The sequence below is a fragment of the Rudanella lutea DSM 19387 genome (genome assembly GCF_000383955.1).
Classification (GTDB): Bacteria; Bacteroidota; Bacteroidia; order Cytophagales; family Spirosomataceae; genus Rudanella; species Rudanella lutea.
Genome location: NZ_KB913013.1, coordinates 4,246,072 through 4,272,248, shown reverse-complemented (window position 1 = coordinate 4,272,248; position 26,177 = coordinate 4,246,072). Strand labels below are relative to the sequence as shown.

Below are 26,177 nucleotides of genomic sequence, written 5' to 3'. Positions count from 1 at the left end.
CTTTAGCTTTGATTAATTGTACTTTTTTGCCTAAACATTTTAATCAGTAGTAAACCTGTTTAGCTATGTGTTCACCTACTTCCCTTTTAAAAGAAATCTAAACCAGTCAGCATCATGAGACGAGCATTACAACGCTATCCGGCAAGTCTGGCAATCCGATGCGCACTTGTACCCCTGACCTTGGGTCTGGTGTTTGGCGATGCCGAGGCATCGAACGAAGGGGCCGAACTACGATTGGCCTACGAACGCATGATGGAACAACCCGCCGACGTGGTGGTGTCGGGCAAAGTAACCGACGACAAAGGCGAGGCCCTTCCGGGGGTCAACGTGGTCGTAAAGGGTACCACACGGGGCAGCACAACAGACGCTCAGGGGCAGTTTTCGATCACGGTACCTAATCCCAATACAGTACTGGTGTTCTCATTTGTGGGTTACCGCTCGCAGGAGATCACGGTAGGCAACTCGACCCGGCTCACGGTTCAACTGGCGGCCGACGATCAGTCGCTCGACGAGGTAGTAGTGGTAGGCTACGGTACGCAGTCACGGGGTACGGTAACCGGCTCCGTAGCGGCCGTTAAAGCCGACGAGATTATCCGCACCCCTGCCGTAGCCACTTCGAGTGCACTGGTAGGCCGGGTGCCGGGCATTACAGCCCGCCAAACCGACGCCCGGCCCGGTGGCGGCACCAACATTCAGATTCGGAACATGGGCTCGCCCCTGTACGTCATCGACGGGATTGTGGCCGATGCCGGGCAGTTCAACAACCTCGGTATCAACGACATTGAAAGCATCTCGATTCTGAAAGACGGCTCGGCGGCCATCTACGGGCTCCGGGCGGCCAACGGGGTGGTGCTGGTAACCACCAAGCGGGGCAAAGCAGGTCAGAAACCCGTTATCAGCCTATCGGGGTATTACGGGCTTCAGAACTTCACGCGGTACCCACGCCCGGCCAACGCCTACCAGCACGTGCGGGCCCTGGCCGAATCGGATCAGAACCGGGGTATCCCAAGTACCATCACCGCCCCCGAACTCGAAAAATGGCGCGTAGGCACCGAAAAAGGTTACCAGAGTTTCGACTATTACGACATGGTGATGCGCCCCAACGTACCGCAGTCGTACCTCAACGGCAGCGTGTCGGGTGGGTCCGAAAACGTGACGTATTACGTATCGGCCAGCCATCTCTCGCAGGACGCCCTTATCCGGGATTATAGCTTCAAGCGGAGTAATTTTCAGGCGAACGTAGAAGCCGGGTTAAGCAAAAAACTCCGGATTGGTACCCAGATCAGCGGTCGGATCGAAGATCGGTTTCAGATTGGCGTACCGGGTCTCGACGACTACTTCAACCCCTTCCTGAGTATCTTCTCGATGTGGCCCACCGAGCGGCCCTACGCCAACGATAACCCCAAGTACATCAACCAGACGCACAACGTAAACGTAAACCCGGCTACGTACCGCAAAGAGATTACGGGTACCATCGACGAAATCTGGCGGGCGGCCAAAGCCAACTTTACGGCCCAGTACGACTTCGATTTTGGGCTGAGCGTGAAAGGTACGTACTCGTACAACTTCTCTAACTTCGATTTCGACGGGTTTGAGTACACCTACGATGCCTACACCTACGACCCCAAAACGGACACCTACAATGTGGTGCCGGGCGGGGGTAACCAGAACCCCTGGCGCGAACGCCGGAAGCGGAACATCACCGACCGGTTTATGCAGTTGCAGGCTACCTACAACAAGCAGTTTGGCGATCATGGTCTGGCCACGGTAGCCGCCTACGAACGGTACGACACCGACAACAAATATCTGGTAGTGCACACGGTTCCGCCCAACAACTACATCCCGCTCATGTCGTTTGCTAATCAGGATCTGCTCATCGACGAGTGGAACGTAACAGCGCGGGCGGGCTACATTGGCCGGGTCAACTACAACTACAAACAGCGGTACCTGCTCGAACTGCTCGGGCGGTACGATGGCTCGTTTCTGTTTGCCCCCGGTCGGCGGTACGGGTTCTTCCCCGGCGCGTCGGTAGGCTGGCGGGTGAGCGAGGAATCGTTCTTCAAAGACAAAGTGGGCAGCGCCATCAGCGAGCTGAAACTCCGGGCCAGCTATGGCAGAACGGGTAGCGACCTGATCAACGATAACTTCATTGTGGCTCCGTTCAGCTACCTACCGGGCTATAACTTTTTGCAGGGCAGCGCCATCTTCAACGGTAACTACACCATTGGGGTACAGCCGCGCGGACTACCCATCACCACGCTGTCGTGGGTGACCAACGTATCGACTAACTTAGGTCTGGACTTCGGTCTGCTTGGTGGCAAAATATCGGGTCAATTCGATGTATTTGAGCGCAAGCGTAAAGGTCTGCCAGCCGCCCAGTACGACGTGCTGTTGCCGAGCGAAGTAGGCTACACCCTGCCCAACGCCAACCTCAACTCCGACGCCATTCGGGGTATCGAAGGAGCCCTGTCGTACAATGGCAAAGTGGGCGGGCTCACCTACACCATTGGGGGCAATGCCACCCTGGCCCGGCAGCGGAGCCTCGAAATCTACAAGCCGCGCTTCGGCAACTCGTGGGATCAGTACCGCAACTCGGCCGTCGACCGGTGGTCGAGCATCAACTGGGGCTACCAGGTGGTGGGTCGGTTTGGCTCGCAGCAGGAAATTGACGCGTACAACGTAGACAACGACGGACAGGGCAACCGCACCCAGCTGCCGGGCGACTTTATCTACAAGGACGTCAACGGCGACGGGGTCATCAACAACCTCGACGAGCGGCCCATCGGGTACGCCGAGGGAGCCACCCCGTACTTCAATTACGCCTTCAACGGTACGCTGGGCTACCGGGGCTTCACGTTGCAGGTCGACGTAGTGGGCGCGGGCCTGCAAACGTTCCGGCGCGAAGTGGAGCAGAAAATTCCGTTCCAGAACAACGGCACCTCGCCGGGCTACATTTTTGAGGACCGCTGGCACCGGGCCGACCCGTTCAACGCCGACAGCCCCTGGATTCCGGGCACGTATCCGGCCGTTCGGAAAGACAGCCCCAGCCACGTAAACTACAGCCGCCGGAGCGATTTCTGGGTCACCAACGTGCGCTATCTGCGCCTGCGTAACCTCGAAATCGGCTACAACATCCCGAAGGCATTCCTGAGCCGGTTGGGCATGTCGGCCATGAAAGTGTACGTCAACGGCACCAACCTGATTTCGTTCGATAACCTGAAAGCCATTCAGGTCGACCCCGAAATCTCGTCGAACGGTGCTCTGGTGTACCCACCCCAGCGCCTGTACAACGCCGGTTTTGCGCTGAGTTTCTAATCCTCCAAACGACCTTACCAATGAACCGTTTTCATAAATACCTGTCGATTGGCCTGCTCACCCTGAGCCTGACGGCCTGCAAAGACGATTTTCTGGAGCGCCAGCCCCCCAACATCATTCTGGAAGAGCAGGTCTGGAACGATGCCAAAATGATTACGAGCCTGCTGGCCAACTACTACGACCGACTGCCGGCCCACACCCAGATCGACAACGGCTGGGATCAGTTTGCGGCCTACGACGAGGCCATGTGGTCGGGGAATAACGACGGCCCCAACAACATTGTGTCGTATGGTTTTGAGCGGTGGCGGCTATGGGATTACGGCCTGATTCGCGACATCAACCTCGCGCTGGAAAGCATCGAAACCAAAAGTACAGCCCTCTCGGCGGCTCAGAAAGCCCAGTTTTCGGCCGAGTTCCGGTTTCTGCGGGCGTTTATGTACTTCGAACTGGTGAAGCGGATGGGGGGGGTACCCATTATCACCAGGCAGCTTATTTACGACTTTAGCGGCAACCCCTCGTCGCTCCAGTTTCCGCGCAACAAGGAGTCGGAAGTGTACGACTTCATTGCCACCGAACTCGACGCCATCAAGAACGACCTGGGCAACACGGGCAGCAACACCCGCGCCAACAAGTTTACGGCCATGGCGCTCAAAAGTCGGGCTATGCTCTACGCGGGTTCTATTGCGAAATACAACAACCGCATGGGTGCCCCCATCAGCACACCGGGTGGCGAAGTAGGTATTCCGGCGGCCCGGGCACAGGAGTACTACACCAAAGCCCTCGAAGCGAGTAAAGAAGTGATTGCCGGGCCGTATCAGCTCTACCGGGCCAACCCCAATCTGGGCGAAAACTTCTTCGAGGCCATTACCAAAAAGCTGAACAACTCAGAGGTGATTCTGGCCAAAGACTTCCTGACGGCCAAAGACAAGCGGCACTCGTTTAGCTACGACAACATTGCCCGCAACATTCGCGAAGACAACCTATCGTCGTCGAACGTGACGCCGGTGCTGAATCTGGTGGAGGCTTACGAGTACCTCGACGGTACCCCCGGCACGCTGAAAACCCGCACCGCCGACGATAGAGATTTTATCTACTACGACAACCTGAGCGGCCCCTTCGCCAACAAAGACGCCCGCCTGTACGGCACCGTGATTTATCCGGGCACGAGCTTCAAAGGGCAGGAGGTGCAGATTCAGGCCGGTGTGATGGTCTGGAACAGTGCCAGCAATTCGTACCAGACCATTGAGGGCAACACCCTCGGGGCAAACCATACCGACGGGCGGCTCCTCACGGGCAGCTCGGGTCCGCAACGGTCGCAAACGGAGGTATCCAATACAGGGTTCTACCTGCGGAAGTACATCGACCCGGCTCCGTTGTCGAGCACACGCGGTATCCGAAGCGATATGTGGTGGGTGCGTTTCCGGCTGGGTGAGATCCTGCTCAACGCGGCCGAAGCAGCCTTTGAACTGGGCCAAACCGCCGAGGCCCTCACCTACGTAAACCGGGTGCGCGAACGGGCGGGCTTCCCGGCCAACAGCCTCACGAGCCTGACACTGGCGCGGTTGCAGAACGAACGCCGGGTGGAGCTGGCCTTCGAAGACCACCGCGTGTGGGATCTGAAACGCTGGCGTATTGCCCACGAAATCTGGAACGGTAACGTGACCAACCCCGACGCCATGATGTACGCCCTCTACCCCTACCGTATTGTGCGGCCCGGCGACCCACGCGATGGCAAGTATGTGTTTGTGAAACTGCTGGCTCCCCGGTTCCGGGCTCCGCGCCTGTTCCAGATGGGCAATTACTACTCGTCAATCGATCAGAACGTGATCAACAACAACCCGAAGATCGTTCGTAACCCATTCCACTAAGACCTGACTATGAAATCCATCTATTTTAGCCTGTTGGCGGGGGTTCTCCTGCTGACCGGCTGCCAGAAAGACAACTTCGATCCGCCAAGCTCGACCATTACGGGCCGGGTTATTTACGACAATCAGCCCGTGGGCGTGCGTACCAATGGCGTACAGCTCGAACTGTGGCAGCGGGGCTTCCAGCTCTTCACCAAAATTCCGGTGTACGTGTCGCAGGAGGGTACGTTCTCGGCGGTGGTGTTCGATGGCGACTACAAACTTGTGCGATTGCGGGGCAACGGGCCGTGGGTCGACAATAGCGATACCATCAATGTGCAGGTTCGGGGGGGCGCACAGGTCGATGTACCGGTACAGCCTTACTTCGTGATTCGGAATCAGGCATTCCAGAAAACCGGCACCAACATTACGGCCAACTGCACCGTGGGGCAGGTGGCAACGGGCCGGGCCATTGAGCGGGTTACGCTGTACGTGGGCGCTACGCAGTTTGTCGATATCAACAACAACGCGGGCTCCAACAGCCTGACCGGGGCTGCCCTGTCGGACCTGACCAAATCGCTGGCGTTTTCGGTTGCTGTACCGGCCGCCGTTACGGGTAAAGGCTACTGCTACGCCCGCCTTGGGGTCAAAACCGTGGGAGTAGCCGAGATGCTCTACAGCCCCGTGCAGAAGATTACGCTGTAAAGACTGCGATAGAAGAGATGTCATCTTGTTTAGAAAGATGACATCTCTTCTATCGCAGTCTTTACAAGTCTAAACAGATCCATTCCGATGCTTGCCCGACTTATCCTGTCGCTCACTTTACTGACTCACCTGACGGCCGTGGCGCAAACCCCGACCTCTACGTCGGGCCTTACCACACACGACCCGAGTACCATTCAGAAAGAAGCCGGCCGATACTGGTACTTTTCGACCGGGCACGGCATTCAGGCCGTCAGCTCAACCGATCTTAAGACGTGGAAACTCGAAAAACCGGTGTTTGAGCGGGGCACCTGGCCCAATTGGATTGATAGCACCGTGCGGGGGTTCAAAGGGCACTTCTGGGCACCCGACTGCATCCGCATGAACGGAAAATACTACCTCTACTATTCCTGTTCTACATTCGGTTCGCCCGTGTCGGCTATTGGGGTGGCCACCTCTCCTACCCTCGACCCGCAATCGCCCGACTACCGATGGACCGATGCAGGCATGGTGGTGAGCTCCAAAACGCGCGACGATTTCAACGCGATTGACCCCGGCCTCATGCGCGACACCGACGGGCGGGTGTATCTGGTCTATGGCTCCTTTCACGGCGGTATCGGAGCCGCCGAACTCGACACGCTGACAGGAAAGATAAAGGCAGGCACCACCGTTGGGCGGGTTGCCGGAGGGCGGCAGTCCGACTGGGAAGCGCCCGCCCTACACCGCGAGGGCAATTACTATTACCTGTTTGTGAACAATGGATTTTGCTGCAAGGGGCTCAACAGTACGTACTACATTGTGGTGGGGCGGTCCACAAGCCCACTCGGTCCGTTTGTGGATGGGGAAGGCCGTGACCTGACGGCCGGGGGCGGCACCCTCGTTCTGCGCACAACCGGGCCGTACATTGGGCCGGGGCACGTGGGTGTCTTGCGGGAAGGCAAACAAACGCTGGCCTCCATTCATTACTACGATGCCGACGACAAGGGCCGGTCGAAAATAGCCATCCGGCGGCTCAAATTCCGCAACGGCTGGCCCGTACTGGAGTAAGGTCGGGGGCTTTATCGGGGGCTGGCCTACTTTTGTTTACTTTGCCCCACAACATCACCTCCGCCATGATTACGCCTTTTCTTCAGGACGACGCCCTCCTTACCGACATTGAGACTGCCCGGCAACAGCCCGATCAACTGCATATCTGGTGGTTGGGCCAAAGCGGCTTTCTGATTCAGTACGCCGGGCAACATCTGCTTTTCGATCCGTACCTCTCGGACTCACTCACGCGTAAATACGCGCAGACCGACAAACCCCACGAACGCATTTCGGAACGGGTAATCGACCCGGCCCGGCTCCCCCGCATCGACGTACTTACGTCGAGTCACAATCATACCGACCACCTCGACGCCGAAACCCTCTGCCCCATTTTGGCCCACAGCCCCGACGCCCGGCTGGTCTTTCCCGAAGCTAACCGGACCTTTGTAGCCGACCGGCTCGGGCTCCCCACCGAGACACCTACGCTCGTGGGGCTCACCGACGGACAAACGGTTTCGGTTGACCCATTTTGGCTGTATGGCGTACCAGCCGCACATAACGAACTCGAACGCGACGCGCAGGGGCGACCCCGGTTTATGGGGTTTGTAGCCCGTGTAGGGCCATACACGCTTTATCATTCGGGCGATACGCTCTGGTTCGACGGTCTCGAAACCCTGCTGCAACCGTTCGGGATCGACGTGGCGTTTCTGCCCATTAACGGCAACAAACCCGAACGCCGGGTGGCCGGTAACCTAAACCCCGACGAGGCCGCCCGGCTGGGCAAAGCCATTGGCGCAGGGCAGGTGGTGCCGCATCATTACTACCTGTTTGCGTTCAACACCGCCGACCCGGCCGAGTTTATCCAGGCTTGCCATACGCACCAAACCCCCTACCGGGTGCTCCGGCTGGGCGAGCGGCTCACGGTATAAGTTACCCACAAAAAAACGCTGCCCGACCGGGCAGCGTTTTTTAACAGAGCCATAGTCAATCAGGCCTGCCCAAACTGCCCAGCCGCCGTACGCAAAGCCGCGGCTAATCCTTCAATCCGTACCGATAAGTCGCCCTCAGGGCCCAGCGTAACGCCGAGCTGACGGGCCTGCTCCGACATGGTCTGCAATAATTGTGAAAGCTCAGCCGGGTCGGGGCCGGTACCTTCGAGTCCGTTTTTCAGCTGTTCCAGCGAGCCCGCCAGGCCGGTCGTGTTTTCGCTGTGCCGTAGTTGCTCAATCCATTGGTCAATGATGCCCCTGCCGTTTTGCGGGGTCATCTCGACCACGTTCCCTTCGAGCAGATCCATTGTCTGGTCGAGGAGGTCGGTTGTTTTGGCGTGTATATCTTTTTCGGGGTTCATAGCTGATTACTGAAGTTACGTAACAGTTCGCTCATACTCTGTAGTCTGCCGGTCCACATGCCCTCGGCGCTGGGCCCCTGAGCCATATCTTCGGTCGCATCGGCCAGCTGGTCCAGCAACGTTTTCACCGTAGCCGGGTCGGGTGTGGGGTGATTTAGTTCTTCGCGTAGCTGGTGTAGACCATCACGAATGGCGTCGACATTGGCGTCACGCTCCAACGCCTGCAACCAGCCGTCGATCAGCATAACGCCCTGAGCCGGGCTTACCTCCAGCCCGTCGTTGCCCTGAAAAAAATCGAGGGTGTCCTCGATCATCCGTTGTTCCAAAATGTTTGTACCCATGATAAAAAGGGATAAAAAAACAAGGCAACCGGAGGCATCGGGACCTACCCTGCCGCCTTGTTTCTGATTGGGTTAAATTATACCGCCGTCGAAAGCTGCCCGGCAAAGTTGCGCAGGGCCGTCGACAGGGTGGTTAGTCGCGACGCCAGGTCGGCCTCTACTCCGGTTGCTTTTGCCTCGGTCAGATCGGCCAGTTGTTCCAGCAACTCCACCAACTGGGTATTACGGGGCGACCCCTGCTGCAACTCCTCGCGCAGTGCCTGCATGGGCTGCATCAGGTCGGCCGCCTGTTCGTTGTTCTCTACCGACGAAAACCAGTCGCCCAGCAGCGACATGCCCTCCTGGGGCGATGCGGCCTGTCCCTGATCGAACGCTTCAATCGTGGTATCGATGAGCGACAGCACCGGCGAATCGTGGGGTGATGTTTGTTTCGTATCCATACGGACTGTGATTTGGATGATGGGCCTACATAACCGGCATCCGGCCACCAGCACCGGGGCTCGATGCGCCCGTGTCGGTATCATCGGAACCACTGCTGGTAGAGTCGCCTTCGAGTCGGGCGCGGCTGGCATTATCGTCCATATCCGCACTCATCGACCGCTCGGTGCCTGAGTTTTGGGTTTCGTCTTCACCCGATGAGCCGGTACCGTATCCTGAGCCGTACGAGCCGCCCCCCTGCGTATTGCCCGCGTCGGGCGATTGGCGGGCGTAATTTTCACTGCCCGATTCACCTGTAGCACCTGCGTTGCTGCCTGTCTGATCGTCCATGTCTATATCAGTTGCGTATGTTCCCTGTGTGCTTTGATTGGTCGTGGTGCTGGTCATGGGTGCCTGCCCGCCGGTTTTGGCCGGGCCACTTTCACCACCAAGCTGCTGGCTAAAGCTTTGCAGGGCCGACGACAGTTCGGTCAGGGCCGACTGCGCGGCACCATCGGCCACCTCCCCGGCCTCGTTTGCCTGATTGGCCAGTTGTTCGAGCAACGCCTGAATGGTTTGGGCATCTGGATTGCCCCGCTGAAGCTCCACTTTCAGTTCACTCAGGGTGCTCGCAATCGGGTTGGTCGACGCGTCACCACTGTGCAGGGCGCTAATCCAGTTGTCGATCAGAGATACGCCATCCGTAGGCGAAATGGCCTGAACATCGCCGTTAAACGTGTCGATGGTCTGGTTCAGGAGCTGCGTAGTTTGTTGGTTCGGTTGCATGATCGTTGAGTTTAGGCACTGATTTGTGTATGAATGTTCTGGAGGGTCGACACGAGCCGTTGCAGTTCGGTTTGCTGGGCGCTCGCTTCGGGCGTTTGCATGTACGACTCGGTTTCGTCGATCAGCTCCTGCAAAAGCTCCTGAATGGACTCTACGTCGGGGGTTTCGTTCTGGCGGGCCACGCTCAGTTCGGCCTTGAGGTCTTCCAGAATATCGGCGATGGTGTCGGTTTGGTCGTCGCCGTTTTCGTCGAGGGCGTCAATCCACTGGTCAATAACCGACATGCCGTCGGTGGCCGTAGTTGACTGAATACCGCCGTCGAAGGTATCGGCGGTCTGCTCAATCAGAGCAGTGATTTGTTCATTTTGCGAAGTCATAATCGTTGAGTGTGTGGGCGGTATCAACGCTGCTTTATGGCGTACCGTTACTTCAGAATGCATCGCCTGCCCGTGAGCACTATGCGTATCTATCCGGCCAACGTAAGCCCATAAACCAGCAATCATTAACCACCCGAATTGCTGTACTGTCTACGACTCAAAACTCTACCGACTCTACAATGTTTATATTTTGACCGAAAATTGGACGTGAGGCTCCCGTTCCTTTATTTCGCGCCCGAACGCCCTCAAACCGGGGCCATTTTTCTCCTTTCATACGCATGGACGCCACCCGACTTCTGCCCGAACTGACGTACCAATTTGCCCGCAGTGGGGGCGCAGGCGGCCAAAACGTAAACAAGGTGGCCACCAAAGCCGAGCTTCGTTTTTCGGTGCGCGACTCGGCCCTGCTCACCGATGCCGAACGGACTATTCTGCTCGAAAAACTGGCCTCCAAACTCACGGGCGAGGGTGAGCTGGTACTCACCCACCAAACCGAACGGACGCAACTGGGCAACCGCGAGAAAGTAACGCGTAAGTTTTTGCAGTTGATCGAGAAGGCGTTTGAAACACCTAAACCCCGCCGACCGACGCGCCCCAGCCGGGCGGCCGTGGCCGAACGACGCACCGACAAACGGCTGCGGAGTACCCTGAAAGCCAACCGGCGCCGGGTCGATCCGGGCGAGTAAACGGGTTTGGCCTATACCAACCCATCGTAATCCGTGAAAGTGGGTTAATTTTGCGCCCGTATTCTTGTTCAACGGTATTCTTTCGCACCGGCCTCCCGGTTTTTCGTTTTGAATCCTACTATCGGTATCCTCGGTGGGGGTCAGCTTGGCCTGATGCTCCTGCAAGCCAGTATTGACTGGAACCTCCGTATCCATGTGCTCGACCCCGACGCTCAGGCATCGTGCCGACACCTCTGCACCCATTTCCAACAGGGCTCCCTCACCGACTACGACACGGTGTACCAATTTGGCCAGGGTGTCGATGTACTGACCATCGAGATTGAAAAAGTGAATGTCGAAGCCCTCGAAGCCCTCCAACGCGAAGGCAAGCAGGTGTTTCCGCAACCGGCCGTGATTCGTACCATTCAGGACAAACGGCTCCAGAAACAGTTTTTTCGGGATCACAACCTCCCCACCGCCGATTTTGTGCTCACCGACGACCGGGCCGATGTAAGCCAGCAGGTGGCCCAAAACCCCGACCTGCTGCCCGCGTTTCATAAGCTCGGCCGCGACGGGTACGATGGCCGGGGTGTGCAACGCGTAGCCACCACCGCCGACCTGCCCAAGGCGTTTGATGCACCGGGTGTACTCGAAAAAGCGGTTGATTTTGAGAAAGAACTGGCCGTGATTGTGGCCCGCAATGAGCGCGGTGAGGTACAAACCTTCCCGACGGTCGAGATGGTGTTTCACCCGGAGCTTAACCTGGTCGATTATCTATTTGCGCCGGCTTCTATCTCCGGCGCCATCGACCAACAGGCGCAGGCCATTGCCCGCCAAACCGCCGAGGCCTTCGGGATTGTGGGCTTGCTGGCAGTGGAGTTGTTTCTGACCAAAGAAGGCGAGGTGCTGATTAACGAAGTGGCGCCCCGGCCTCACAATAGCGGTCACCACACCATCCGGGCCAACGTTACCTCGCAGTTTGAGCAACATTGGCGCGCGATTCTGAACCTACCCCTGGGCAACACTACCAGCTATCAGCCCGCGGCTATGCTCAACCTGCTTGGCGAAGATGGGCATACCGGACCGGCCCGCTACGAGGGGCTCGATAGCGTCTTGGCCATGCCCGGCGTGTTTCCGTTTTTGTACGGGAAAGCGATCACGAAACCCTTCCGGAAAATGGGGCACATCACCGTCATGGACCCCGACCTCGATACCCTCCGGCAAAAAGTAGCCGCTGTGCAGGGGGCTATTCGGGTGGTTTCGGAATAGGTTCTAAAGCAAAAGCAAATGGATAATGCACAATGAATAATGAATTAGCTAACTGACTAATAGCTTATTAATTCATTATTCATTGTGCATTATCCTTTCATTTTCGCTTGAAACCCCAAACTATTCAGCTACCGGGTTTTCGAGCGTACCAATGCCGGCAATGGTAATCTGCACCACATCGCCCGGCAACAGGGTGAAGTCGTCGGGAGGAACAAGCCCGGTGCCGGTCATGAGAAAGCAACCATGTGGAAATGAGCACTCCCGGTACACGAACGAAACCAGCTCGGTATGTTGCCGCTTCATCTGGTTGATCTGAATCTGCCCTTCAAAAGCTACGGCCCCACCCCGCCGAATTACCAGGCCAATGGTGGTTTCGGGATCAATCGGCGCGGCCGGAATGTACAGGCAAGGGCCCAAAGCGGCCGCACCGTCGTAGGTTTTGGCCTGAGGCAGATACAGTGGATTCTCGCCCTCAATACTACGCGAACTCATATCGTTGCCGCAGGTGTAACCCACAATCTTGCCCGATGTCGTAATCATCAGCGTCAGCTCAGGCTCCGGCACATTCCAGCTCGAATCGCGCCGGATCCGTACCGACCCACCGGGGCCAACCACCCGCAAAGCTGTCGACTTGAAAAACAGTTCGGGGCGCTCGGCATCGTACACCCGATCGTAAAAATTATCGCCCCCCGACTTCCTCGACTCTTCCATGCGGGCGTCGCGGCTACGTAAGTAGGTAACCCCGGCCGCCCAAACCTCCTGTTGCCCAATAGGGGCCATCAGGCCGGTTTCAACCCAGGTACGGCACTCATCCGACGGGCTCGCCGTAGCAATGGACTGCGCCAGGTACTCGTGCAGATTGTCTTCGTTAACAAGGTAGTCCCAATCGTCGGTGGGGGCGCGGTAAAACTGATTTTCGTGTTGAACAACGAGGCCAGAGCGGGTCTTGTACAGGCGCATAGGGAAAGATAAAGGCTTAAAACTGGTACTGATATAATCCGAAATCCTGCCGAATCTAATGGCAGTCAGCCGACAAAATCCATTCGCCGGGCCGTTTCTAACCAAAAAGGGGCACCCGGCCGGGTACCCCTTTTTGGATTTATGGTTTTCAGCTCAGTGCTTTCAGAAACTAAAAACCCTAAACTCGTTTTATTCAATCTTCACAACGCGCACTGTTTTCACCGCGCTGCCCGATTGTACCCGCAGCAGATACGCACCCGGCATGCGGCCCAACTTAACTGTCACAGTGGCCGTTGTTCCTCCCACCGTCCACGCACCATCGGCTACCGGGCGGCCCGTCGCATCAACCGTTTGCACCTGCAAACTGGCGCTACCAAGACCGCTCACCCGCAGGCTTACCCACTCACCCGGCGTTGGGTTACCCAAAACCTCTACGTTCAGAGAGTTGGTCGGTTCGCTCGACGCCATCCGAACACTACCCCCACAGAAAGCCCCGAAGTTGAAGGTGATGCTGGTGGTTACGCCACTTTGCGTGGCCGAGATGACCAGCGGCTTGGGATCAGACCGCAGGCCCTCTTCTACCGTACCCGTGGCGCTCGTGGGCGAAGTCCGGCGTACCCCAATAGCGGAGAAGGTGATAGGCGTACCATCGCCACCGGCTGTGTTGAACACAATTACACCCGTAGCACAATTGTAGGTCGGTGTTGTGAGCGACAGCGCACTGCCTGGGCTGGTGGTTGGCGATGTAGGTGGCGTAGTGGGCGGAACTGGTGGCGGAACCGTACCATTGCAATAGCCCACCAGGTTGAAGGTCACACTCACCGATACCCCGTTTTGGGTAGCCGTAATCACAATCGGTTTGGGATCGGCGCGCAGACCAGGCTCCAGTGTTCCGGTTGTGCTTGTTGGCGACGTACGCTGTACCCCGACTGCCTGGAATGTAATGGGCGAACCATCGCCCCCGCTGGTATTGAACACAATCACGCCCGTGTTACAGTTGTAGGTAGGCTGTTGCATAGTCAGCGCCCCCGTCGGTGCCGGTGGGGTTGGGTCGGGCGGTAAAATCGGGGCAATACCCTGACAATACGCTCCGAAATCGAAGGTGTAGGTGGCGGTTATAGAACCGCTCTGCGTGGCCGTAATCACAATCGGTTTGGGATCGGCACGCAAGCCTGCCTCTACCGTACCCGACGTACTGGTAGCCGAAGCCCGCTGCACGCCAACAGCCGAGAACGTGATCGGCGTACCATTGCCACCCGATGTTCTGAACACGATAGCTCCGGTATTGCAGTCATATGTTGGTTGCAGTACCTGCAAGGCCGATGAGGCTGCCGGTGTCTGGAAAACAATCGTCAGATTGGTACGTCCGACACCTCCTTGTGGGTCCGTCCCCGTCAGGGTAAAGGAAACGACACTCGGCACATCGGCACGGCATAGGATAGCCGGCTCTGGCGTGTTGACAAGCGTATAAGCCGCAGGCATGCCGATGGCCCCATAGGTAATGCTGTTGCCCTCAGGGTCGGTGAAAATTCCCGCTACCGACAAACGATAATTAATCCCTGTACTCAGTGAAGCCGTGAGGTTGGCCCCTAATGGTACAGGCGGCCGGTTAGGCACACTCAATACGTTGATAATAAACGTAGTTGAGTTTGACAAACCGCCCTCATCTACACCAATAACCGAGAGCGTATAGCTACCTATGGCGGTTGGCCGACCAGTAATATTATTGCCTACCCGAGCCATCCCCGGCGGGTAAGTTCCCGTGACTGTGTACGACATTGGGAACCCATCTGGATCGCTGATGAGGCTTGTGAGCGCAAAAGTGCTCACAATACCTACAGCCGCTGTTCCACTCACTACCGCTCCCACACGCGTGGGAGCCCGGTTGGCCAGAATCGTCAGCGAGAAGGCCGTGGAAGCGGTCAGGCCACCTGGATCAGTAGCGGTAACCACCACGGTATTCACGCCCGGCTGCGACGGCACGCCAAACAGGTAGGTGCCGGTTTCGTCGTTGTTGAACACGATACCTTCCGGTAAGCCCACTACCGAGTAAGTCAGGGCGTCACCGTCAGGGTCCGAAAACTTGGGGAGTTCAAAATCGTAGGGCGTATTGAGCGGTACCCGCTGGTTTTCGATACCGCCAACCGGGGCTACCGGCGGCCGGTTGGCGGTGGGACTACCCACGTCAAACGTCTGACGGAACGTGATCGGGTACGACTGACCGGCATTTACACTAAATACAATAGTCAGCGATGAACCGCTCGTCAGGCCGGTGAGGTCGGCCCGATTGCCTGAGCCCGACGTAGGCGACACAATACCGTTACCACCCAGTACAGTCCAGGTAGTCAGCGCATTATTGGCATTGACAGCATAGGTAGCCGAGCCCGTAAAGCTACCGGGGCCGGTGAGCCGGGGTGTAGCCGCATTGGTTACGGTAGCGCCCGTGCGGGTTGGGTCAAGCCAGTTGCTCAGACGCGTGTTGTCGGTACCATTGCCAAACCACGATAGATCAAAACGGCCATACAGCATCCGGATGGGTGCGCAACCACTGGCCCCGCCATGCAACTGCCCGATAACCCGACGGTCGCTATTAAATAAGGGTGACCCCGACGAGCCCCCTTCCATGGTACCACTGGTAAAGATCATTTCGTGGTGCGACTCAGGGAAGGTACCGTTCCAGCCATTATAAATAGAGGCTCCTGATGCAAAGGAGATTTTCTTGACGCTGCCGTTGGGGTGGTGAATCCCGAAGGTGCCAATGTAGTTGCTCGTCCGGCGGTCCCAACCCAGAAACGGAATTTCCTGATTGAGGGGCAATTGGCGGTTCAGCTCCAGCAGGGTCATGTCAGTATTAGGCGAGCCGGCCCGGAACGTAGCACCGTTGATGGTCACGTAAATATTATCGTCCATGTTAGGCGTACAGGTCGCGCTCTGGTACTTGAAAAAGAAAGACCAGTTGGCTGTTGAGGCCGTTTCGGCGGGCTGCAATTGCAAATCACCCGTGAAGTCGATACAGTGGAAAGCCGTCAGAAAATACGAACGAAACGACTGCTGCGTGTCGTTGAGCATCGCGCCTGAGCATAGGTAGCCACCCCCGTTGTAAACCATAAAGATCTGGGCAACGGCATCACCTTCGTACTGATAATCAGGAGCACAAGCCATGTTGTTATGGCAGGCCAGGGCCGACCGGATGTTGCCGTACGGGCCAAACGGAATATTGTATTCGTGAATAATCCCCGACAGGCTGATCTCGCTCGGGCCAGCCTTGAGCGGCTCGTGCACCTCAATCATCAGCCGGTCGCCCATGAGCCGATCCGATATGTAGTGATTATCGGTTGTGTTTTCGGTACGGGTAATAGGACCAACGAGCGTAGTGCGGGCCGCATTGTACAGATAAATCTGGGTTCCTTCAGCCAGTCGGAGCCTATCGAAGTCAGCTCCGATACCAAGGGCACCGGGCGAACGGAGCTCATAGTACGTAACCCGCTCGCCATCGACAATAGTGGCTTTACCGGCCTGCAATACATTGACAGACGCGGGCTGCACAACGGCAATACGTAGGGGTTTACCAGCTTTCTGGTCAATTTCATCTTCTGCTTTAAGCCGGGCCACATCGACGGCGCCCGCTTCGAATGAAGGTACACCGCCTGCGGGCATCCGGGCAATGCGGGACATACTTGGATCGGCCGGATCGAGTTTCCGGGTAAAGACCTGTGCTGGTGCCCTTAGGGTCACCAGCAACCCAAACACTGTAAATAGTAACAGGGCAAGAGGGGGTAATTTTAACGTCATGAAAAATTGAATTGTGTTTGTCAATAGGTGTAAAACAGCCCCCAAATAAGCTAATTAGTAAATATGAATTACAATACACATTCTATTTATTTTCACAATTCAATCCGGCTTTAATCTATAGCTACTTACAGGAGAAAATATGCTTTTCGGCAGAATCAATAGAAATATATCGAACATATTAGGCCAACTTTTAGAAAAAACGAGCCTGATGGATAAGTACTTATCCATCAGGCTCGTACCAATTTTACGAAAAATTCTATTCACTCTTCACCACGCGCACCGTTTGCGCGTCTGTTCCCGACTGCACCCGCAGCAGATACACACCCGGCGCACGGCCCAGTTTCACCCCCACCGTCGCCGATAAACCGTCTACCGTCCACTGGGCATCGGCCTGTGTACGGCCGCTCGCATCGACCGTCTGCACCCGTAGCCCGGACGACCGCAGACCGCTCACCCGCAGGCTTACCCACTCACCCGGCGCTGGGTTACCTAAAACCTCCACGTTCAGGGAGTTGGCCGCTTCGATCGACGCCATCCGAACACTACCCCCACAGAAGGCCCCGAAGTTGAAGGTGATGCTGGTGGTTACGCCACTTTGCGTGGCCGAGATGACCAGCGGTTTGGGATCAGCGCGCAAACCCGCTTCGACGGTACCGGTGCTGCTGGTGGCCGAGGCCCGCTGCACCCCCACGGCCGAGTAGGTGATAGGCGTGCCATCGCCCCCACTCGTGTTGAACGTAATGGCTCCCGTGCCACAATTGTAAGTGGGCGGCAGCAACGTCAGGGCCGAGCCCGAAGGCGGGGGCGTGGTGGTGACACTACCCGGACTGGCGCAATACTGCCCAAAATCAAACGATACGCTTACCGTGACTCCGTTTTGGGTAGCTGTGATGAACAACGGTTTGGGATCAGCGCGCAAACCCGCTTCGACGGTACCGGTGCTGCTGGTGGGCGAAGCTCGTTGCACTCCCACGGCCGAGTAGGTGATGGCCGAGCCGTCGCCACCGCTGGTGTTGAACGTAATGGCTCCCGTAGCACAATTGTAGGTGGGCGGCAGTAACGTCAGGGCTGAGCCCGAAGGCGGGGGCGTGGTGGTGACACTACCCGGACTGGCGCAATACTGCCCAAAATCAAAACTTATGCTCACGGTTGTTCCGCTTTGTGTCGCTGTAATCAGTAGCGGCTTAGGGTCGGCGCGTAAGCCCGCTTCGACCGTGCCGGTGCTGCTGGTGGCCGAGGCCCGTTGCACCCCCACGGCTGAGTAGGTGATGGACGAACCGTCGCCACCACTCGTATTGAAGATAATTGTTCCCGTGGCGCAATCGTACGAGGGGGTCAGCAACGTGAGCGCCGTGTTGGCAGGCGGGGGCGTCACGGCCGTATCGAACACTTTGGCAAACTGAATAGGGTACCCCTGCCCATCGTTGACACTAAACGTGAGCGTCAGCGATGAGGCCGAGGCAAGCGGAGTCAGATTGGCCGTATTGCCCGCGCCCGACATGGGCGATACGGCCCCGGCCGCGCCCGTCACCGACCACGACACCACCGAGGCATTACGGGTATTGAGGGCAAACGTACCCACCGACGATAAGGCAGCTGGACCGCCCACCAACGGCTTCACGCCGTCGGTGGTCAGGTTAGTTGTGTTGTCAGGATCGAGCCAGTCGCTCAGGCGGGTTGCGGGCGTGCCGCCCCCCGTCCAGGACGTAAAGAACCGGCCGTAGTAATCGCGCAGGCTGAACCCGGTTGCCCCACAAAACGATGGCCCACCGTGCAACTGCCCTACAATGCGCCGGTTGCCATCAAATAACGGCGAACCCGACGAGCCGGGGTCAGTAGTACCCAGGCCGCCCCAGAAGGCAATTACGTGGGTATCTCCGCCGAAGCCCCCGTAGCCGCTCACCTGCGTGTCGGCATTGGTAAACGATATTTTCTTGACGTCTCCGCGGGGGTGGTGAATCCCGAAATTGTTGCTCGTGGTAGCCGCATCCCGATTCCAGCCGTTGTAGGTTGTGTTCACCTCCGCCGGAATCTGCTGTGTCAACTCCACCAGCAACACGTCACTATTTGGATAACCCGCCCGGAACGTAGTGCCGTTGAGGGTGATCACGTCGAGATCCTCCTGCGATGGCGAACACGTTGGGCTTTGGTAGTTGAAGCGCACGAGCCAGTTCTGCACGTCGTCGAGCTCATAATCTTCCAGCACACCGGTATCGTTCAGGTCGGCACAATGGAAAGCCGAGGTAAAAAATGACCGAAACGACTGCCGCATCGAATTCAGCATCGACCCGGTGCACAACCGCGAACCATCGGACAACAGAACCATAGCCACTCCATCGCCCTGCGGCTGGTAGTCGGGGTAGCAGGCCATGTTGGGGTGGCAGCTACCCGCCTGTCCAAACAGTTTCGAAACGGCTTTGTAGCCGTGCACTACCGAGCGTAGGTGCACCTGACTGGCGCCCTCGCCCACGAGGGGTTCCTGCACCTCAATGGTCAGGTTTGAGCCTTGCAGCACATCGGTCCAGTATTCGCGATTACCGGTATTCTGGGCGTCGGTAATTGGCCCGATCAGCATGGAGCCATCCCCGTTGTAGAGATACATCCGCGCCCCGGCTTTGAGCTGCAATCGACTAAAAACAAGGTTAATCGACAAAGCCCCGGCGGCATCGATCCGGTATTGATACACCCGAAAACCGACCAGATTGGCTTTAGAGGCCGTTCCCAGAATATCGACATCGACCGGGCGGGGCAGGCCAAACCGCATCGGTCGGCCGGCCTTATCGTCGCGCGCATCTTCAATTAGCAGCGGAGCGGCATCCACCGCAGGCAGGCTCAGCGTAGGCACCAGTTGCCGATTGCCCAGCAGCCCCTGCGCACGCAGATCACTGCCAGCCGCCAATCGGCGGGTACGCACCTGTGCCTCTGTGAGCAAAGGCCCCAAAAGCAGCAGCGTGACGAGAAAACTAAACCAACGCGTAGATTTTTTCATACAGATTGTTGTTAACTAAATGAAGGCCTATCATGAAGACTTCGACATGTATATAGTTTCAATACTACACTTTTCCTACGTGCGCCCAAGCAGAAAAAAGGCAAATTTATCGAGTGCCGTTCACTTACTTTAAAACCAGCAGCAAGCCTTCAGGGGCCGATTTATCCGTATGTTACAGAAGACCAAAGGCGTAGCGCTCAACTATATTCGATACCGGGAAACTTCGATTATCGCCCGTGTTTACACCGAAGATTTCGGCCTGCAAAGCTACCTGGTCAACGGTGTACGTTCGGCCAAAAATAAAAATAACAAAATCGCTTTATTTCAGCCACTTACGCTGCTCGACATGGTGGTGTATTACAAGGAAGACCGGGATCTGCACCGGCTTTCGGAGGTAAAAACAAGCCACCCCTTTCAGAGCCTGCCGTTTGAAGTAGCCAAAACAAGTATGGGGCTTTTTGTGACCGAGATGCTCACCAAAACCCTGAAAGAAGAAACGGGGAGCCCGGTACTGTTTCGATTTCTGGTTGAGTCGGTGCTGTTTCTGGAGGAGGCTCAGGCGCATTACGAAAACTTTCACCTCGCTTTTTTGCTTAAACTCACATCGTTTCTAGGGTTTAGCCCCGAGGGCGCGCGCGAGTTCGAAAACCAGCTGCGCGAACATTCGTACCCGTTTTTACCCGACAGCGATACCGAGTCGGCCCTGAATCTGCTCATTCGGTACCCCTACGGCACCCCCGCCCCCCTGAGCCGAACCGCGCGCAACGAACTGCTCGATGCGGTGGTAGCCTACTACCGGATTCACGTTGATTCGCTAGGCGAAATCAAGTCGCTACCGGTACTGCGCGAGGTACTGAGCTAATTCATCTTCAGGCGCATTGACCCACAATCCGTGTTTGTGTGAAGTTTATAGCAGTAATTCCGCCGATTCAGGGCTTTTAGTAAGAAACGAATCTGCAATAGACAACATCGGTTGCAGAAGAAATATCTTAGCTTACTGACTCTATGAAACGATCCCTTTTTATGCTGGGGCTGCTCACCGTCACGTTGACAGCCGCTACACCCCCATCCAAGCGAGCCAAATGGACCCCACTCTTCGATGGCAAAACGACTACAGGCTGGCATCGGTACCTGAAAACGGATACGAATGGCTGGAAAGTCGAAAACGGTGCCCTCACCACCGACGGGAAGCAGGGCGATCTGGTGTCGGACAAGGAGTTTGAAAACTTCGACCTGGAGTTTGAATTTAAGGTACAGCCCAAAGGCAATAGTGGGGTCATTTACAAAGTAATTGAAGACGCCCAGTACAACCAGACGTACATCTCAGGCCCTGAATATCAAGTAATTGACGACAAGGGATATGAGTGGCGCGACAAAGACGGCAAGCTTATGAAGCTGAACAACAATCAGCTGACGGCCGCCAACTACGACATGATTCCTCCCGGCGACCTCAATGTGTCAAAACCGGCGGGTGAGTGGAATAAAGGCCGGATTCTGGTCAATAACAACCACGTAGAGCACTGGCTCAACGGCAAAAAAGTAGTGGAATACGAATACGGCTCAGATACCTGGAAAGGTATGGTTGCCAAAAGCAAATTTGCCAAAATGCCCTACGCCAACCCGCACGTCAAAGGCAAAATTGCCCTGCAAGGCCACGGCGACACCGTTTGGTACCGCAACATCCGGGTAAAGGAAATGTAATGAGTGAAAGAGCGAAAGAGTGAAAGAGTGCGGGCCGCAAATGGCAAAGAGCGGTTTGATTTCGCCCTTTCGCTCTTTCACTCTTTCACTCTTTCACTCTTTAATGTAGCGGCCTTCCCTTCACCAATCCTCCGCGGGCATCGTCGATCCCGTGCTGAATCATAAACACGTTGGGGTCGATGAGTTCGACGGCGTCGCGCAGGCGGCTCAGTTCGAGCCGGGTCACCACCGTATACAGGACATCGGTAGCTTCGCGGTGATGCCCCCGCTTGCCGTAGCCCTTCTGCCCTTTCAGCACAGTCACCCCCTTCCCAAGTTCTTCGGTCAGCATCAGGCGCACCGTTTCGGCATGATCCGAGACAATCAGCACGGCTGTGTGTTCCTCGATACCGTGTACCAGAAAATCAATGGCTTTGGAGGCCCCAAAATAGGTAATCATCGAGTACAAGGCCACATCGACGCCTAAGCTAAACGCAGCCGCGCCGAAAATAAAGACGTTGATTACCAGGATAATATCTCCAACCCGCAACAAACTCGACCGGCGACTCAGCAGCAGGGCCGCAGCCTCAGTGCCATCGAGCACAGCCCCACCCCGCATGGCCAGCCCAATACCCGCCCCAATAAACACCCCGCCGAAAATGGCCGTCAGCAGCAAGTCGGGTGTCACGTCGGGAAACGGCACTACGGCAATACACAGGGCCAACCCGGCAATGCCGAGGGCACTTTTGATAGCAAATGACCGACCAATCTGGTAGTATCCTAAAATCAGAAAAGGCAGGTTGAACAGGGGCAACATAACCGAGAGCGACCATCCCGTCAGATTGGCGATGAGCATGGAAATGCCCGTGACGCCCCCATCGATAAAATGGCTCGATAACAGGAACCCTTTCAGGCCCATTGCCACCGAGAAAATACCCGCAATAATTAATACAGTGTCTTTGATATAGACTTTCGTTTGGCTCATAGAAATGGTGATTTATCCAATAGAAACGAGATCCCTCTTCTTGTACAACCGCCATACTGTACCGTCCGTTTCCGAAACCTCAATAAGTCTCCTGAGCGAACCCGGCCCCTCTGTCTTCAGCCGCTTACCAACACCTAAAAACGGGAAAATCCCCCTTGAAAAAACGCCCATTTTTGCGTATCTTTAAGTATAGACAACCGACCTCATACAACCTTCTCAGTAGGCATTTCTGACCCTCTTTAGCCTTTTTTACGCTGCTCATGCTCGAATATTCGCCCCAGGAATCGCGGCTCCAGACCGAGCGCAAAAGCCCACCGACTACCTGCCCGGTGCCTCCTTACCGCAAACTGCGCGGCTACGCCTTCGACCCCAGTCTGTCGCTCGAAATAGCCACGGCGACCATCAACGAGGTGGTGTACAAGGTGCGTTGGGAAGAGGAAGAAACCGATACGGGCGGTACCCTCTCCAAAGGGCCGGTGGGCGAGTACCTCGAAGTGGTAGACTACGACCCGGCGAGTGGGGTGTTTTACCACCCCGTCGATCTGAGTGACCCCTACATGCTGGCCCAGGACGGCCTAGCCCCCTCGGAGGGCAACCCGCAGTTTCATCAGCAGATGGTGTATGCCGTAGCCATGACCACCATTCAGAACATGGAGCGGGCGCTGGGCCGGTGGGTATTCTGGAACGATTACCACGAGACGACCGACGATTCCGGCAAGGTGCAGGGGCGGCACGCGTTTGTGCGTCGGTTGCGCCTGTACCCGCACGCCCTGCGCGAGGCCAACGCGTATTATAGCCCCGATAAAAAGGCCATTCTGTTCGGCTATTTTCCGGCCCTCAACGATAACACCACCGGCCAACTACCGGGCGGGCTGGTGTTTACCTGCCTCTCGCACGACATTATTGCCCACGAAATGACCCATGCCGTGCTCGACGGGATGCACCGGCGCTACGTAGAAAACACCAACCCCGACGCCCTAGCCTTTCACGAGGCTTTTTCGGACATCGTCGCGCTTTTTCAGCACTTCACCTTCCCCGAAGTACTCTACCAGCAAATTGCCGAAACCCGGGGCGATTTATCAGCCCAAAGTTATCTGAGCAAGCTCGGGCAGCAGTTTGGCCTGGCGCGGGGCAAGCGTAATTCCCTGCGCGACGCCATCGGCGAGATAAACCCGGAAACAGGGCAGTGGCAGATCAAAACCCCTAAACCGTCGGACTACGAAACCACTACCGAGGCCCATGCACGCGGGAATATTTTGCTGGCGGCCCTGTTTGAGAGCTTTCTGATTCTGTACAAAAGCCGCAGCGAGGATCTTCTCCGAATTGCCACCAACGGCACCGGTATTCTGCCGCAGGGCGACCTGCACCCCGATCTGGTGAAGCGGCTTGCGGGCGAAGCGGCCAAAACAGCCCGGCATTTGCTCAATATGTGCATCCGGGCGCTCGACTACTGCCCACCCGTCGACCTGAATTTTGGTGATTATCTCCGCGCCCTGATTACGGCCGATTACGATCTGGTTTCTGACGATACCCACAACTACCGGCTGGCTATTATCGGCGCGTTTCGGAAGCGCGGCATCTATCCCAAGGGCATCAAAACGCTCTCGCCTGAGAGCCTGCGCTGGGAGATAGTAACCGACGAGAAGCTGAAGGAATTTGAAGAAGGCAAAATCTTTCGGACGCTCACCAAAATTCTCCGCGACAAACTCTTCAAGGTTTCGGATGTAAAAACCCGCGAAGATTCGTACAACTTTTTCCAAGGAGTGAAAGGGCTCATTCACAGCAAAATCAGCAAGATGAACGATACCCACAAGTTCGACGACCTGACGGGGCTGAGCTTGACGAAAGACCCAGTCTGGAACGATCAGAAACCTGTTTTTGAGGTGCATTCGGTGCGGCAGGCCCAGCGGGTTACGCCCGACGGTGACACCGTCAGCCAGGCCATTGTGGTGCTTACCCAACGACGCGACGTGACGGCCGACGATGGCTCTACCATTCGGTTTCGGGGCGGGTGCACGCTTATTTTCGATCTCACCGGGCTCAAGTTGCGGTATTGCATCCGAAAGAATTTCCGGGATGAACGCCGACTGGCCGAGCAGATTGCCTACGTCACCAACCAACGCAATACACCCAACAACCGGGCTATGTATTTCGGGCTGGCCAACCGCGAACCGTTTGCCTTTTTGCACCGCTAACCCCTGATTTTTAACCAGCTCCGACAATGACAACCATCCGAATGTACAATGTAGGACTCGGCGACTGTTTTCTGCTCCGGTTCGAGGGCAAAACCGGGCCGTGGTTCATGCTTATCGACTGTGGGTTATTCAGGGGGTCGCCAGCCGAACGCGAAACTCTCAACGCCGTTGTCAGCGATATTGCCCAAACGACCCACGGTCGGCTCGATGTGGTAGTCGCCACGCACGAGCACCAGGACCACCTGTCGGGGTTTTGGTACGCGCAGGATTTGTTTCGGGCGCAGATTCAGATTGGTCAGGTATGGCTCGCCTGGACCGAAAACCCCGCCGACCCGATGGCCAACGCCCTAAAAGCCACTATGAGCGGGTTTGCCGGGCAACTGGAACAAACAATGACCCAACTCCGGCACGACCCCCGGCGGGGTATGAGCCCGGATGCCCTCGCGGCCGTTGAATCGGTGCTGGAGTTTGCCGGGTTTGGCGAACCGCTGGCCGCCGACGACCGACTGAGCATCAACCAAAAGGCGTTGCGGTTTCTGAAGGAAGCCCCCACCGATCCTGAGCGGCCGGTCGTGTACGTTGAACCGGGATCGATAGCGTCTGTAGACGCCTTGCCCAACGTGCGCTTTTTTGTGCTGGGGCCACCCCGATCGGAGCTGATCCGCAAAAGCGACCCCACCCGCAGCCGACCGGAGGTCTACCATTTTGGCGGGCAGGAACGCAGCAATTATGCCCTGCTGATTCCGGCCTCCGACGAAGCCGACACCACCCCTGACCGGCGCGACGCTGTGCCGTTCGACCTGTCGTACCAAATGAGTATTGCCGACGCCCAGAAAGACCCGTTTTTCTGCGAACGATACTGGAACGATACCGACCCGTCCGGTACAGCTCAGCACTATCGCCGAATCGACAACGACTGGCTCTACGCTGTGGGCGACCTGGCTCTGCAACTCGACGGCGACACCAACAACACGAGCCTTGCGCTGGCTATTGAGCTGGTCGACTCGGGGCGGGTGCTGCTTTTTCCGGGCGATGCGCAGGTGGGCAACTGGCTATCGTGGGACAGCTGTAGCTGGACCGGTTTCCCTAATCTGACCACGCAGCAGCTGTTAGCCAAAACGGTGTTTTACAAAGTGGGCCATCACGGTAGCCACAACGCCACCCTCCGCGAGCAGGGCCTCGAACGCATGACCCACCCCGATCTGGTGGCTATGATTCCGGTCGATGAAACGTTTGCCCGGCAGAAAAAGAAGTGGGATATGCCTTTTGGCGGCCTGTATAAACGGCTGGTCGAGAAAACACGGGGGCGCGTGATTCAGGCCGATGGATACACACCTCCCCTGCCCGACCCGCGCTACCCCTCGGTGCCCGATGCCACGGACCAGCAAGCGTTTCTGAACGCCCTACGCCACTGCCCCGACAAACGCCCCGGTGCCGCGTGGCCCCTCTGGACTGAGTACACAATTTGATAACTTACACGTAC

20 protein-coding genes are annotated in these 26,177 nt (G+C 56.8%); 11 read left to right on the top strand and 9 right to left on the bottom strand.

Annotated features, from left to right (window positions below):
- Positions 1-114 precede the first annotated feature (114 nt).
- From RUDLU_RS0117730 to RUDLU_RS0117710, 5 genes are all read left to right on the top strand, one after another.
- Positions 115-3,315, top strand: a complete 3,201-nt coding sequence (locus RUDLU_RS0117730) for a SusC/RagA family TonB-linked outer membrane protein (RefSeq protein ID WP_245581684.1) — start codon at positions 115-117, stop codon at positions 3,313-3,315.
- Positions 3,316-3,335: 20 nt separating this feature from the next.
- The gene (locus tag RUDLU_RS0117725) at positions 3,336-5,183 is read left to right on the top strand and encodes a RagB/SusD family nutrient uptake outer membrane protein (RefSeq protein ID WP_019989751.1); all 1,848 of its coding nucleotides are present in this window, start codon (positions 3,336-3,338) and stop codon (positions 5,181-5,183) included.
- Between the two features lie 9 nt (positions 5,184-5,192).
- Positions 5,193-5,864 (top strand): DUF3823 domain-containing protein, encoded by a 672-nt coding sequence (locus RUDLU_RS0117720; protein ID WP_019989750.1) that lies wholly within the window; start codon positions 5,193-5,195, stop codon positions 5,862-5,864.
- Positions 5,865-5,951: 87 nt separating this feature from the next.
- On the top strand, positions 5,952-6,908 hold the full coding sequence (locus RUDLU_RS0117715) for an arabinan endo-1,5-alpha-L-arabinosidase (protein WP_019989749.1): 957 nt from the start codon (positions 5,952-5,954) through the stop codon (positions 6,906-6,908).
- A gap of 65 nt (positions 6,909-6,973) precedes the next feature.
- Positions 6,974-7,816 carry an MBL fold metallo-hydrolase gene (locus tag RUDLU_RS0117710; RefSeq protein WP_019989748.1) on the top strand — a complete coding sequence of 281 codons (843 nt, stop codon included), beginning with the start codon at positions 6,974-6,976 and terminating at the stop codon, positions 7,814-7,816.
- 59 nt (positions 7,817-7,875) lie between these two features.
- On the opposite strand, the gene RUDLU_RS0117705 is transcribed toward RUDLU_RS0117710, so the two are convergent.
- The 5 genes from RUDLU_RS0117705 to RUDLU_RS0117685 form a co-directional block, all read right to left on the bottom strand.
- Positions 7,876-8,238 (bottom strand): hypothetical protein, encoded by a 363-nt coding sequence (locus RUDLU_RS0117705; RefSeq protein ID WP_019989747.1) that lies wholly within the window; start codon positions 8,236-8,238, stop codon positions 7,876-7,878.
- Positions 8,235-8,579, bottom strand: a complete 345-nt coding sequence (locus RUDLU_RS0117700) for a hypothetical protein (protein ID WP_245581683.1) — start codon at positions 8,577-8,579, stop codon at positions 8,235-8,237. Before RUDLU_RS0117700 ends, RUDLU_RS0117705 begins: the two co-directional genes overlap by 4 nt.
- Before the next feature lie 77 nt (positions 8,580-8,656).
- Positions 8,657-9,019, bottom strand: a complete 363-nt coding sequence (locus tag RUDLU_RS0117695) for a hypothetical protein (RefSeq protein WP_019989745.1) — start codon at positions 9,017-9,019, stop codon at positions 8,657-8,659.
- A 25-nt stretch (positions 9,020-9,044) separates the two neighbouring features.
- Positions 9,045-9,782: a hypothetical protein gene (locus RUDLU_RS28845; RefSeq protein WP_019989744.1), complete on the bottom strand. Its 738-nt coding sequence runs from the start codon at positions 9,780-9,782 to the stop codon at positions 9,045-9,047.
- Positions 9,783-9,793: 11 nt separating this feature from the next.
- Positions 9,794-10,159 (bottom strand): hypothetical protein, encoded by a 366-nt coding sequence (locus tag RUDLU_RS0117685; protein ID WP_019989743.1) that lies wholly within the window; start codon positions 10,157-10,159, stop codon positions 9,794-9,796.
- Between the two features lie 278 nt (positions 10,160-10,437).
- Here RUDLU_RS0117685 and arfB point away from each other — a divergent pair, with 278 nt between their 5' ends.
- On the top strand, positions 10,438-10,845 hold the full coding sequence (gene arfB / locus RUDLU_RS0117680; RefSeq protein ID WP_019989742.1) for an alternative ribosome rescue aminoacyl-tRNA hydrolase ArfB: 408 nt from the start codon (positions 10,438-10,440) through the stop codon (positions 10,843-10,845).
- A 108-nt stretch (positions 10,846-10,953) separates the two neighbouring features.
- Positions 10,954-12,093 (top strand): 5-(carboxyamino)imidazole ribonucleotide synthase, encoded by a 1,140-nt coding sequence (locus tag RUDLU_RS0117675; protein ID WP_019989741.1) that lies wholly within the window; start codon positions 10,954-10,956, stop codon positions 12,091-12,093.
- Between the two features lie 120 nt (positions 12,094-12,213).
- Here the strand turns inward: RUDLU_RS0117675 and RUDLU_RS0117670 are convergent, their stop codons facing one another.
- From RUDLU_RS0117670 to RUDLU_RS28835, 3 genes are all read right to left on the bottom strand, one after another.
- Positions 12,214-13,053, bottom strand: coding sequence for a fumarylacetoacetate hydrolase family protein (locus tag RUDLU_RS0117670; RefSeq protein ID WP_019989740.1), 840 nt, complete (start codon positions 13,051-13,053; stop codon positions 12,214-12,216).
- A gap of 189 nt (positions 13,054-13,242) precedes the next feature.
- On the bottom strand, positions 13,243-16,845 hold the full coding sequence (locus RUDLU_RS28840; RefSeq protein ID WP_019989739.1) for a putative Ig domain-containing protein: 3,603 nt from the start codon (positions 16,843-16,845) through the stop codon (positions 13,243-13,245).
- A gap of 256 nt (positions 16,846-17,101) precedes the next feature.
- Positions 17,102-19,834 (bottom strand): hypothetical protein, encoded by a 2,733-nt coding sequence (locus RUDLU_RS28835; protein ID WP_019989738.1) that lies wholly within the window; start codon positions 19,832-19,834, stop codon positions 17,102-17,104.
- Positions 19,835-20,003: 169 nt separating this feature from the next.
- On the opposite strand from RUDLU_RS28835, the gene recO reads away from it, so the two are divergent.
- Positions 20,004-20,696, top strand: a complete 693-nt coding sequence (gene recO, locus RUDLU_RS0117655) for a DNA repair protein RecO (protein WP_019989737.1) — start codon at positions 20,004-20,006, stop codon at positions 20,694-20,696.
- A gap of 143 nt (positions 20,697-20,839) precedes the next feature.
- Positions 20,840-21,535 carry a 3-keto-disaccharide hydrolase gene (locus tag RUDLU_RS0117650; RefSeq protein WP_027303172.1) on the top strand — a complete coding sequence of 232 codons (696 nt, stop codon included), beginning with the start codon at positions 20,840-20,842 and terminating at the stop codon, positions 21,533-21,535.
- Between the two features lie 100 nt (positions 21,536-21,635).
- On the opposite strand, the gene RUDLU_RS0117645 is transcribed toward RUDLU_RS0117650, so the two are convergent.
- Positions 21,636-22,499, bottom strand: a complete 864-nt coding sequence (locus tag RUDLU_RS0117645) for a YitT family protein (RefSeq protein WP_019989735.1) — start codon at positions 22,497-22,499, stop codon at positions 21,636-21,638.
- Positions 22,500-22,759: 260 nt separating this feature from the next.
- Between RUDLU_RS0117645 and RUDLU_RS27670 the strand changes: the two genes are divergently transcribed.
- Positions 22,760-24,694, top strand: a complete 1,935-nt coding sequence (locus RUDLU_RS27670; protein ID WP_019989734.1) for a gluzincin family metallopeptidase — start codon at positions 22,760-22,762, stop codon at positions 24,692-24,694.
- A gap of 26 nt (positions 24,695-24,720) precedes the next feature.
- Positions 24,721-26,163 (top strand): MBL fold metallo-hydrolase, encoded by a 1,443-nt coding sequence (locus tag RUDLU_RS0117635; protein ID WP_019989733.1) that lies wholly within the window; start codon positions 24,721-24,723, stop codon positions 26,161-26,163.
- Positions 26,164-26,177 lie beyond the last annotated feature (14 nt).